General features: G+C 35.8%; 7 protein-coding genes and 2 pseudogenes. 4 read left to right on the top strand and 5 right to left on the bottom strand.

Going from position 1 to position 11,763, the window contains the following annotated elements; translation table 11 throughout:
• Together DCO46_RS20735 and DCO46_RS20730 are read right to left on the bottom strand one after the other, a co-directional pair.
• Positions 1-315: pseudogene (locus DCO46_RS20735) on the bottom strand (magnesium and cobalt transport protein CorA); the annotation flags it as partial.
• A 213-nt stretch (positions 316-528) separates the two neighbouring features.
• Entirely contained in the window at positions 529-1,353 is an 825-nt protein-coding gene (locus DCO46_RS20730) for a hypothetical protein (protein ID WP_116754390.1), read from the bottom strand.
• A gap of 930 nt (positions 1,354-2,283) precedes the next feature.
• On the opposite strand from DCO46_RS20730, the gene DCO46_RS20720 reads away from it, so the two are divergent.
• Positions 2,284-2,970, top strand: coding sequence for a phage integrase SAM-like domain and Arm DNA-binding domain-containing protein (locus DCO46_RS20720; protein ID WP_243416366.1), 687 nt, complete (start codon positions 2,284-2,286; stop codon positions 2,968-2,970).
• A 293-nt stretch (positions 2,971-3,263) separates the two neighbouring features.
• Here the strand turns inward: DCO46_RS20720 and DCO46_RS20715 are convergent, their stop codons facing one another.
• Complete coding sequence (locus tag DCO46_RS20715) at positions 3,264-5,078, bottom strand: fibronectin type III domain-containing protein (protein WP_116754388.1); 1,815 nt, start codon at positions 5,076-5,078, stop codon at positions 3,264-3,266.
• 741 nt (positions 5,079-5,819) lie between these two features.
• Between DCO46_RS20715 and DCO46_RS20710 the strand changes: the two genes are divergently transcribed.
• The 3 genes from DCO46_RS20710 (at position 5,820) to DCO46_RS20695 (ending at position 9,085) form a co-directional block, all read left to right on the top strand.
• Positions 5,820-6,341, top strand: coding sequence for a hypothetical protein (locus DCO46_RS20710; protein ID WP_116754387.1), 522 nt, complete (start codon positions 5,820-5,822; stop codon positions 6,339-6,341).
• Positions 6,342-7,142: 801 nt separating this feature from the next.
• Positions 7,143-7,655, top strand: coding sequence for a hypothetical protein (locus DCO46_RS20700; protein ID WP_124019589.1), 513 nt, complete (start codon positions 7,143-7,145; stop codon positions 7,653-7,655).
• Positions 7,656-7,930: 275 nt separating this feature from the next.
• Complete coding sequence (locus DCO46_RS20695) at positions 7,931-9,085, top strand: alpha/beta hydrolase-fold protein (protein WP_116754384.1); 1,155 nt, start codon at positions 7,931-7,933, stop codon at positions 9,083-9,085.
• A 300-nt stretch (positions 9,086-9,385) separates the two neighbouring features.
• Here the strand turns inward: DCO46_RS20695 and DCO46_RS20690 are convergent.
• Both DCO46_RS20690 and DCO46_RS20680 read right to left on the bottom strand, forming a co-directional pair.
• Positions 9,386-10,261: pseudogene (locus DCO46_RS20690) on the bottom strand (serine hydrolase domain-containing protein); the annotation flags it as partial.
• A gap of 353 nt (positions 10,262-10,614) precedes the next feature.
• Positions 10,615-11,436: a helix-turn-helix domain-containing protein gene (locus DCO46_RS20680; protein ID WP_116754381.1), complete on the bottom strand. Its 822-nt coding sequence runs from the start codon at positions 11,434-11,436 to the stop codon at positions 10,615-10,617.
• Positions 11,437-11,763 lie beyond the last annotated feature (327 nt).

Raw genomic sequence — 11,763 nt, 5'->3', positions numbered from 1 at the left:
ATCCGGCTGTTCGTCTAATTTGGTTCTTTTAGTTGTGTTTAAAATATCAGCCAGTAAAAAATCATCCAGTTTAAAATGAAGCCCTATCGTTTTTATGAGATTAATATCATTTAATCCGTGGATATTCAGCCAGTTATTCTTTTTATAATCAAAACACGAATTCAATGCCAGTGAAGTAAACTTTTCATATTCTACAACATCAGTATCGTCATATACAAAAAGTTGCATTTCTGTTTCATGTTCTTTATGAGTACCTGTATATTCTAAACTTACATGCTGCAGTTTGCGTCCTTTCTTGTATTTAATCTTTCTCATTCATAAAAATTTTACAATAGTAATATTACGAAAAAGAATCCGAAAAGGAAATGACAATTGTCAGTTTTATGATTCGCGTAGCGACGGATTGTAATACGCCCACACCCTAAATTACAATATAAGAAGACACATCGTAGAGGGTTTCTTCAAAACAAAAAAGCCGAGCCATTTCTGAATCGGTTTTCGTATTGAATTGTAAACAACGATTAATATCTATTTTTTTGATTTATTCCAAAATCTTAAAGGATAGGTCCATTCATTAGAATAAAAATGAGCAGATAATTTATTTCTAAAATCGGGTATAAAAATATGATTTACAGAATGATTTTTAACTTTTATTATGTCAGAATATGACAAAGCTTCAAGAACTGTTTGTAAATAATTTTTATTCCCTTTACAAAATCCTTTTAATATATTTACCAAGCCAGTAAGATTTATTTCTTCTCCATTTTCATCAACTCTCTTAACAAAATTTTCTACCCAGTCCTCATTTTTTATCATTTGATTTTCATAAGGTAAATCTATCACCAAATCAGCATATAAATATTCAAGACTATATCTGTCAACCGAACCCCCTCGAAAGATTTTAAGAAACAGCTTCTCAACTATGTTTTCGTTTGTCATCTTTTCTGATTTCCATTCCAAAGTAATTAACTTTTCTTTTGTTAGTTTTGTCAAATAATGAAATGATGAATATTCAGAAATTAAGCAGTAATTACCTTGTACTGCACCAGAAATAAATTTTTCATATAACTCATCTTTTTTAACTTTTTTCAGATGATTATAAATCTCATCGACGACTTGGTTTTTAGTTAGGTTTTCCTGAGGTAATTTTAAAGTATCAAAAATAAATTTGTAACGGTTTTGGCTGTCTTCATTTTGATCAATATCGTAAACCCATTTTCCTTCAGCTCCATCGTAGTTCCAATTAAAGCAGAAGATAGAATAAACTAAATCATAATCAAGATTATTGTTTATAGCAATTTTTTTTATCTTCCTTTTTGCTTTATCTGTTATATTAATTTTAGTGACTTGCATATCTTTTTATTACTTTGACAAATGATTAGTTTCTATTTAAAACAGCCTGAAATAAATCAATAATTCTTCTGTTCTAATTACAAATATATTTCTTATAAATTTAAAAAGTAAAAAGAATTTTGCAAATTCAACAGGTTTCCAAAACTGGTCGGGTTTAATTCCAAAAAGTAAATCCATAAAAAAACCGAGTCATTTCTGACTCGGTTCTTATATTCGATTGTAAAGACACATGCAATGTGTCTTTACGTAAATTATTTTACTTCTTCAAAAATAACAATCCAAGTATATCAGTACTTCACAACGTCGTGGTACAAATATGGTACAAACCTGTTATTTTATTTTACAAAACAACATATTTCCATTCTGAAAGTTAATCATTTTAAACTTCATTATAGCAGGAATAGTTTCTTAATAAAACTAAGTTTTTTAATAAGAAAGTAATTCTCCCTGATCATTAAAAAGGAAACTGTAACTCCCATTTTTTTATCTCTTCTTAAATCTTACCGTTATATTCATTATGCTCTATCAGCGCCGAAAATATTGATGAAATAGAAAGAATGCATCATTCCAAGCAAGGCCATAATAATATTTTTAATAGGTTAAATTGATCCTCGTAGGTTTCAATACTTCTCTCCCCACAAAAAGGGTAAAAGAAGTAAAAAAGTCACTTTTTCAATCTTTTCAAAAACCCTCAAAAAACGTGGTAAAACCTGCAAATCCTAAGATTCGCAGGTTTTTTTCTTTTATACTGCTTTTCAAATTTTTTAAAACCGCTCAAAATCTCTATGGCAAAATCGTGGCACTTTTAGGTGATGGGAAAATGTGCCACAGAATTTGAAATAATCCCTTATAAACAAAGGGGTTAACGAGGTTAACGACTTGTTTTTTTGATGCTATAATTCTACATTTATTAATCTAAAAAGCTGAATTATGTTAGAAAGCAGTTTTGGGTTGGTTTTCTTTTTGAAAATACCCCGCAATGAGAGTAAAATTAGAACGGTTTATTTCAGAATAACCGTAGACGGCATTCCAAAGGAAGCATCCACTAAAAGAAAATGGGACATTAGCCGATGGGACCAAAAGGCCGAACGCGCAATCGGCTCTAAAGAAGATGCAAAATCTTTAAACTTCTTTTTGGATTCACTGACATTAAAAATCAATGAAATCAAAACTGAAATGATGTATAGTGGTAACCCCATAACCACTGAAAAAATTATGGATCATGTTCTTGGAAGAATAGCGCCAAGAATTAAGGTACTGGAAGAATTTCAAAAGCATAATGATGAAATGAAGGCACTTCTTGGAAAAGGATATGCTCAAGGTACCCTTGACAGGTTTACCATTACTAAAAATCATTTAACTGCTTTTATTAAATTCAAGTTCAAAAGAGATGATCTTGAATTTTCAGATTTGAATCTTGAATTCGTAAAGGACTTTGAGTTTTATTTGCGAACAGTCCGTGACTGCAGCAATAACACTACTTTAAAATACATCGCTAATTTCAAAAAAATAGTAATTCGTGCAATTGATAAGGAAATTATCAATAAAGATCCATTTAAGAACTTTAAGGTTACGCCCCGCTTTTGTTTTTTAGGTAATTACCTATGTTTTATTTGACTAAACTATACTTAATTCACTTGAATTACTGTTAAAGGAATTACAATAAAAACTAAATAAAAAGACAATTAATAAGATCCGAATTACAAAATGATAATGCTCTGATTGTATCAAAATCTTTACTAAGTGGGTTAGATATTTGAATGCTTCTGAAAGAAAAAAAGAAAGAAAGGTCCCCACATAAAAATTACCGGGCACAAAAAAACTGCGCAGCTTTCTACATCTGCGCAGTTTCCATATGGCTTTATATTGTCATGATGCTTCAGACAAACAATCCGTTCACGGTCATACCCCTATTTTTTCACCACCTTACTAATGAAGGTTCTGCCCTGTATGGTGGCGCTTAAAAAGTAGATATTAGCCGGCAGGTGTTTTAACTCTATGGTTTCAGATGATGCCCTGATGTTGTCGTTTTTCCATATCACTTTATTGTACAGATCATATAAGGCCAATTGCCCTCCCAGGAAATCTTTTGGGATTGTAACGGTTATATAATCCTCAGACGGATTGGGATAGACCACAAGGGCTGACCCGTTTTCCAGGGAACCCGGTTGGTCCCTGGATCCCAAATCATTAGAAACCGCATTATCATCAGAACTGCTTTGCGTTAGTATCTCTGGCTTATGCAGCGCACTTGACCCGGCCGTCTTATTTAACCCGCTGCCAATAACGACTTCGTAACAACTGCTCAGCGCCGACACCGGACTGGCTTCACAGCCTTTTGTGCGGATCATATAGGAGGTAGTACCCACGGGCAGGTTGCCCAGTGCGAGGCTCGTTTCATAGGTACTGCCGATCATCTGGAGCGTCGCGCAGTTGAATACCTGATAGACGTAATTTCCATACGGATAAACATGCGGCCATCTTAAGGTAACATTTCCAGCATTTACCGTGGAGTAGATGGCATTTTCGGGGAAGGCGTTACTGACGCACTTCACCACGTGCACGTAACTGCAGGCGGAGGTTTTTGACAGGTATGTTGCACCGCCGCTGCAATAATCCACCGCTATTACTTTGATACTGTACGACTCGCCGGGCTTTAAATCCTTAGGGGTAAAAGTAAATTGCGTTGCTGTTGTTTCGGCCAGTAACTGATTGGTTTCACAGCGGTATACCCTGTAGAAATTAGCCTGGCTCACGGGATACCAATTATAGGTTACCACACCCGAAAACTGGGAGTAGCTGTACACCTCGGGGGTTACGGACGTGATCGCCGAGGAACAGTCACTCAGGGTTGTCGCATATTTACAGGCGGAATACGCGGAAGATACCGTGCCGTTTATGGCCCTGACCTTATAGCCGTAGTTGGTTGAGGCGCTTAATCCTGAAACGAGATAACTGGTACCGGTCACCACCCCAATTTGCTGGTTGCTGCAGGTCTGCAGCTCATAGGCCGTTGCATTGGCTACGGCATTCCAGGTCAACGACACACTGGAGGCACTGGCTGCAGTAGCCGTAAGTGTGGGTGTGGCGGGCACTACAGGAACAGGAGCAGTGCCCTCATAAGTGATATGGACCTTTGCGGAATGTATCTGTACCCCGCCCACCAGCGGGTGAAAAGAAAAGGTAAAGGAATCGCTGCCCGGCGTGAAGTAGTTGATCGTCTGGCCGATAAAACCCGTGGCATTCTTATCATAGATGGACAGGAAAAAGGTGGTCGCCGAGGTATTGCCGGTCCCGATACCGTTCTGAAATATTGAAGTGCCGTTCTGGTTGCAGCTGTAGAGGGTTTGCTGGTTTATAAAGCCGCTCCAGGCAATGGAACTGTTGCAGGAACTGTTTGGCATTTTGATGGACATCCCCGCGTCCACTGCTGTACTCTGGAATATCTTGCTGATACTGATCTCCAGAATTATCTTTTTGATCTTATCGTTATTAAAACCCGGGTGTTCAAAAAGGTATCGTGCGTTTTTGGTATCGGACGCTCCCCCGGTACCGTCACTATAGGAAATTTCATCTCCCGTACTTTCAAAGTAGTTGCAGGAACTCAGGCTGCAATCCTTAAAGGATCCCTGTTTTTTGGAAGCCGGAACCACCACGGTATTGAGTACCTGACCGTAAAAGGGAAAAACAATAAACAGGAAAAATAAAGTAAAGTTTTTAATCATAATGTCGTTAGTATTTTGGTTTATAAAAAATGCATGGTCTATCTATTGTCAGATAATTCGGTAAATATATATTTTTAATTTTGAAATAAAAATTTTACATTTTTTTTATTTCCCGTACTTAATCCTCCCTAATTTTTAAAGTTACAAAGTGGGAGATCAGGCGGTAAGCTGTTGAACCTTCCAACCCAGTTCTGTTAAATAAAAAAACAACCCTAAAGTTGCTTTCTTACTGATGTGCTATACTGTGAATCTCTTTTTAACTGTATATGTTAAGTCGATTTCTTAACCGCCAACACACCTGACACATTACCGAGTCTCAATAAAACCTGACAATATAAAATATCAAAAATCATAAGTTAGCGGAATTTTAAATACCACACTTGCACTACCATCTATCCTTCATTCACGAATAAAAAATAAAAATATAAATAAACCAACAACAAAAGAAAGAAAGAAAGAAAGAAAGAAAGAAAGAAAGGTCCCCACATAAATCAAAAGGCACAAAAAACTGTGAAGCCTCCTACATCTGCGTAGTCTTCCTTATGGTCATATATTGTCATGATCTTACAGACAAACAATCCGTCCATTTTAAGACCCCTGTTTTCTCACCACCTGTTGATTACGATTTTACGTGCATTCTAGCGTTTAAAAGCAGACAGGAGCCCGGCAGACGTCACTGAAACGGTATGGGAATATTTCTTATATTGGCCTTAAAAAACTAACCTCAACCAACCACCACCAATGAAAACAGGCTACCTCATTATTATCCTTTTTGCCTTTCTAACCTTTGGCCACAGCAATGCCCAGTCGGGCAGAAAAACCGAACTACTGACCATTAACTGGCCCGAACAGGAAGGTTGGCACATTGTGGACCAGCAGGATGATGCGACGGGCACCATGACCACCATTATATTATTAAAAGGCAAAGAAACTATTCCGGACCATACCGAAATGGTCACCATATACAGCTATCATGGCTCCCTGCCACTGCCGCTGGAAACCGAAATTGAAACGTTCTACCAAAACCTGAAAAAATACGCACCGACAGCACAAAAAACTATAATTGAAAAGGATCGCAACGCAGTATATACCTGGATGATTTGTAAAATCGAAGCCCCTCAGGAATCGATGATCCACTATGCCGTCCAGGGAAAAACAGAATCCTATCGTTGTTACTGGTCCGTCAAAGAAAAAAAAATCACACCGGAATCCCAGCAAAAATGGATTGCCCTGTTCAGGTCTTCTAAAATAACATCCGGGTAAAAAAGAGAACTGCCCGCAGCTTCTGAAACCAATTGCGTAAATTGTAATGCTTATGCTACGAAATATATATAGCCTGAGAAATTGAAATTTATCAAGCTTTGTTTTTTGTATTTATACTCCGCCGGAGTTCGAATCCACATTGTTTTGAAATCTGTTACAATACTACATGTCTTAATGCGTTATTCCTTTCGTTGTGAAATCACCACTACACGTATCCGTGTAATTATACAACAATAGAACATCGGGAAATAACAGATCCAAGTATAATTTTTCGAATTTTACCAAAAAAAATATACCAAAAAAATTTAGGCATAATATTGGAAGATTATGTTTATGGACAGCCCGTCTTATGCAAAGTTGTGATTAAACTTTCTACAGGGCGGGTTTTATATTTCAAAACACTGCCGGGGAAATTGAGCTCATGCATAAATGAGCTTTTTTAATTATTTATACAGTAATCAGTTAAACAATCCAAAGCTATTGAAATCAAAAAAGCCATCCTTAAATGAAGCGGCTTTTCTGAACATCTCTGCATCTGCTTTCTCCGGCAGTGAATCCTTTTTAAGATATAAAAAAATAGTCCTGCTGCGCCTAAAAGCAATAAAAGATAAATCAAGTGTAACAAATCAAAAATAGAAAGGTCTTTATAATAAAGAAAGCGATGCAGAATATTATAAAATGAACCTGAACACTATCCTTATACCCCGCACTGAAAACCTGCCCGCAGTGAATCCTGTTTCTCTTTTTTATGATTCGTTTTATAATACCCTTAGCAAGATGTATAATTTAATAACAATCCTGATGAAAAAAATCACCGCAATTACAGCATTAATCATTATCCTCTTTGGTGCACATTCTGCAGATGCCCAGAAAAATCAAGAGCAGCTTGCTCAGGATTTCCAGAAATTGTCCGGGAAGTGGACCGGAAGCCTGACCTACCTGGATTATTCTTCCGGGAAACCCTATACAATGGCAGCTGATATTGAAGTTAAAAGAATCAATGATTCTAATGAATTTGAATTCATTAATACTTACCCTAAAGAGAAAAGCGCCAACTCAACCCAGATTATCAGTATTTCACAAGATGGAAAATATATCGGAAAAGAAGAGGTAATATCAAGAACAAAACTAGCTGAGGGCCAGATACAGATTGTAACCCAAAGACAGGGGAAAGACGGCAATGATAATAAGGAAGCCTTAATCAAACAAACTTATACAATCAGCGGCACCTCATTTTCTACACGCAAAGAAGTTTTATTTTCAGCAGACAATAAATGGATACTCAGACACGAATATGTCTATTCAAAAAAGTAAGCCGCATTTATTAAAGGGGTCATTCTATTAATGAAAATTAGGCCTTTTGTATTTCAGTAATCACTAAGGTTTATAAAGTTTAAGGCTTCAATCCTGCAGTCTGTCTGCAATGCAATGGTCATTATAGGCAGAAGTATTGTTCAATGAGGAAAATTAAAAATATTGGCCTCCCTGCTCCCCCAGCCCCGATTGCTTCGTCAGTTCGCTAAGCTCGTGTGCAGTGGAAAACTTTTTGCGCCGAGGCTGCAATTGAAAATTCTGAAAATTAACAACTTATGAAAAACAATACTAAAATATTAATGGTTAAAACTTGCGGATTTTTTTTAATTCTCTTTTCCGAAAATGTATTTTGCCAGACAATTGATTCGATTCCTCCAATAAATCATCAACAAATTTCAATTTACTCTAAATTAATTAGCGAAGAAAGAACAATTTGGATTCATACACCACCAGAATATGCTTCTTCAAATGATACTTATCCAGTGTTGTATTTACTTGACGGAGGAAGTCATTTTAAGTACGTTTCAGAAATGGTAGATTTTCTCTCTGATTTTGAGAGAAATTTTATTTCAAAAATGATTATTGTAGCAATTCCAAATACAAACCGGGGAAGAGATTTTACACCAACATTTGATTTAAAAGAAAATGGTGCAGACAAATTTCTAAGTTTTATAAAAGACGAACTTGTTCCATACATGGATAAAAACTACAGAACTCAGCCCTACCGAATTCTTGAAGCACATTCATTGGGCGGACTTTTCGGTATTTATGCAAACGCCACGGAACCAAATTTATTTCAGGCATCAATCATTATCAGCCCAGCCTTAACAGGTGATAAAAATAAATTAAAAGTAATTGCAAATTTCACTTCTTATCTTAAAGAAAATAATCACCTCGTAAGCAAAATTTTTCTAAGTCTTGGAAATGAAGATACAAAAGGAGCTGATTTGCTAAATCAGCAGCTAAAAACGTTTGCCCCAAAATCTTTTCAATGGATCTACAAAAAATACAACGATGAGAATCATTTTTCTGTGCCCTATAAAAGTATGTATGATGGGCTTAGATTGATTTACAGCAATTGGCATACTGAAGTTTTTCTTAACCCTAATAGAATTCTATACAAGGATCTGGAAAACCATTTTAAAAAAATATCTAAAGAATTTGGATATACCATAAATCCCACGGAAGATTTTTTAAACCAATGTGGCTATCAGCAGCTCCGTTTTAAACATATGGAAGAGGCATTAGAATTTTTTAAGCAAAATATTAGGCGGCACCCTAATTCATTTAACGCATATGACAGCATAGGCGAAGCCTATATGATAAATGGGCAGAAATCTTTGGCAATTGAAAATTATGAAAAATCAATAATTATAAACCCAAACAATGAAAATGGAAAGACTATGATTAAAAAACTAAAAAGTGAATAAATTTTCGCCATTCGTTGCCTAATTTACAAAGCTAATGAAAGACAAGCTCTACTTCCAGTAAGCCAATCTCTTCAAATCCTCCATAAAATGGTTTGTAATCTGTCCTTTAGGGGTAACAAACAAGCCAAATGCCTCCAATTGAAGACAATTGGTGCCATTTTTTTATAACCTTACATGTTTTTATTAGTCTAAAGAGCCGGGCTCCTCAGCAGCCCTAGCCCTATAGCAGTGAAATCCTTTTGTGCCGGGGGTGGGCACAAAAGACAGGAACCAATAGCGGTAAGAGCTGCAAAAAATAGCTTAAAGGATTGCTCTCTCAATTCTTGAAGCATAATCCCCCAAATCTGTCAGGTTTGTATTTGATAGAATGATAATACTCACGTCCTTATTTAAATAGTGAAACCAAACAGCATTTGCACCTGCGATTCTACCATAACGCTCCATTCGTTTATGTTTTCCTTCATCCCTTATCCATACGCTATAGCCATAATCATCTAAACCTGGTGTTAAAAGCTCATCTAGGCTTTCTTTTTTCAGCAGTTTAAAATTAAACAACGCATTATTAAATTTTATAAGATCAGATGTAGTGGAATACATTGCACCGGCAGCAGAAAAATCCTCCACGTACATTGGTATATTTGGAATTAGGTGGTCTAGACTTTTATCTTTATAATAGGGTGTCGCCAGTCCTTTAATCACTTTATATTGCGAGATCAGACCAGAATTTTGCATCCCTAATGGAATGAGAATTTCATTGTTCAAAATTTCCTCAAATGTCCTCCCATAAATTACTTCCAAAATTCGACCTAAAATCATATACTCTCCATTATTATAATCGAATTTTGTTCCCTGTTCATTAACCAAATCATTTGAACAAAATTTGTTTACAATATCTTTTAATTCATAGGGAAAATGATAAAATCCAATGCCATGTTTTAAAAAATTTGGACCTTTGACTGTATCCGTATTTTTCATTCCGGATGTATGATTTAATAACTGACGAACATTCACTTTATCACCACCACTACCTTTGTAATCAGTTAAATAGTCACGAATTTTGCTATTGAGGTTAATTTTTCCTTTCTCAACAAGCTGAAGGATAAGAACAGCTGTAAATGTTTTTGTGATTGAGCAGACCTGATATTTCGTTTCATTAGTAACTTTAGAATTAAATGAACGCTCTGCAACCCAAAGATTTTATGATAAAAGATTTTATGATTATTTTGAACCAACACCGTTCCATTGAAATGGTTCTTAACTGCATATTCTTCCACCATTTTACTGATATTATTTTTTTGTCCACAACAATATGTACTTACAAAAAGTAAAAGGATTAAATTCAAAACATTTTTCATTTTTCTTAATTATAATGATATTAATAATAATTTCAGGATTTAGAATTATATAGGGCTTTTGGGCAGTGTTTATAAGAGTAGTGTTTACTTCAGCCCACTATCATTTTCCAGTTTTTCAGAAAGTAAAATTATTCAATCGAAATGCCATTAAATTGTAAAAAAGCGAACGCCATGCTATTTTTTGAATGATATGAAGTAATCAGGTATGTTTATCTTTTTAGGGGAAACTTTGGCAAATGACCGGAATGCATTTATAAAGTGGGCCTGATCAAAAAAGTCGCTGTTCAGTGCAAGGTCCGTAATGGAAAGGATGTCCTTCTGCCGATAGGCAATGCTGTCTACGGTATCTCGCAGTCGCAGTATGAGAGACAGCTGCTTCGGAGAAATCCCTATATGTTTCTTAAATATTTTTTGCAGATGCCTTGAAGAGCACCCCAGATACTCGGATAATTTCAAGATCTGCAGGCTGCCGTTGCTTTCCACCAGCAGGGACGACGCACGGTAAATTAGTTCCTGAGTACTGCCTTCTTGCATCATCGGTCCAAATAGTAGTAGAAAGGTCTTATAAATTTCCTTATAGCTTCGGCCTGGAAGCTTACTGAAATGATCTGATCCAATTTCCAGCATCTCAAAAGGAACAATCTGATCGGTAAATTTACTCATGTCTGCAACGGAAAAATGCGCAGGAGTCCAAGGATGCAATTGAACAATAGTAGCCTTCGAATAAGAGAGGATCTCTACGCTTAAGCCCTGAGTCATCTGTCCGCAGAAGTAGCTGCCGTTCAGCAGGTTTTTCTCCCATCCCATATGTTTTATAATGAGCCCATTGCCTTCAATCACAGCAATATTGAAGCAGCCGTTCGGAAGAACCTGCCTGCCAGCTATACGTTCTGGATTGGCAAGATTATCCAGTATCCATATCTTTTTTATATATACCGAGAACCTATTATCCGCATAGAATTCCTTATATTGAAACTTCATTTCTGTTTTTAACATTCTGTAAATATAGAAATTCTAGGTTATACCCTAGAAAAAGTAAAGAGTCTAAGTTTGTTGCCATAATCGTTGGAAATTGAATTAGGACTCAATACTATCTTTGCAAAAGAAAGCTACGGTGAATTTGAAATAAAATGTTAGCTGCACATACTTTGCTTTTAAACACCATTTTTTTGAACTATCACATATTTTTGTGCCAAAATTTAAGTTCGATTTTTTTACTTAAAAATAAATTATCACTATTTTTAAAACGATTAGGAAAATTAAAAGATTTTTGATTCAATCCCCTACAGGAAATCCAAACCAAATTCATAAAGCCAATGAAAG

The sequence above is a fragment of the Flavobacterium sp. HTF genome (assembly GCF_003105115.1).
Lineage (GTDB): Bacteria > Bacteroidota > Bacteroidia > Flavobacteriales > Flavobacteriaceae > Flavobacterium.
The sequence above is the reverse complement of the archived record's forward strand: the minus strand, read 5'-3'. Positions and strand labels throughout refer to the sequence as shown.